This window comes from Dellaglioa sp. CoH-57-MRSF-18, assembly GCF_056781995.1.
Genome location: NZ_JBXAXX010000095.1, coordinates 1 through 425 on the forward strand (window position 1 = coordinate 1; position 425 = coordinate 425).

A 425-nucleotide genomic window follows, 5' to 3' on the forward strand; every position below is an offset into this window, starting at 1 on the left:
GGACCCGGGATCGGGTCTGTACGTGCTTCCGTGCGGCAAGCTCGAAGCTGAACGTGCCGATGTCGGAATGGCTCGTGAGCTGCGCGAAGAGCGTTGTCTCGACCTAGACCCTGCTGGGCTGCGGCCCGTGTGGCATGCGAATGATACGCTGGGTAACGGTGATCCTCTTCTCATGCTCTATTTCCGAGCATACGCGTTTGCAGGCGAAGTACGGAACGCTGAGCCTGAGAAGTGTCATGGTCTGGTGTGGTCACACATCTACACGTTTGCTGAGGCGGACCCTCTGCATTTTATGAATCTGCCGATGTGGGAAAATGATAGACAGGCGCTTCGCGCCACGCTACAATTCCTCCGTTGATCAAATAAGGAGGATGTATGAAACAAAACGAACTGTACGGCCAGATGCTGGGTGGAAAGGCTCGCTT

The 425-nt window shown here is 55.3% G+C and carries 1 protein-coding gene; it reads left to right on the forward strand.

The window, feature by feature from the left end; all coding sequences use genetic code 11:
- On the forward strand, positions 1 to 358 hold a 358-nt coding region (locus tag AC1RPG_RS08230), incomplete at its 5' end, for an NUDIX hydrolase (protein WP_481762505.1).
- Positions 359 to 425: the final 67 nt, after the last annotated feature.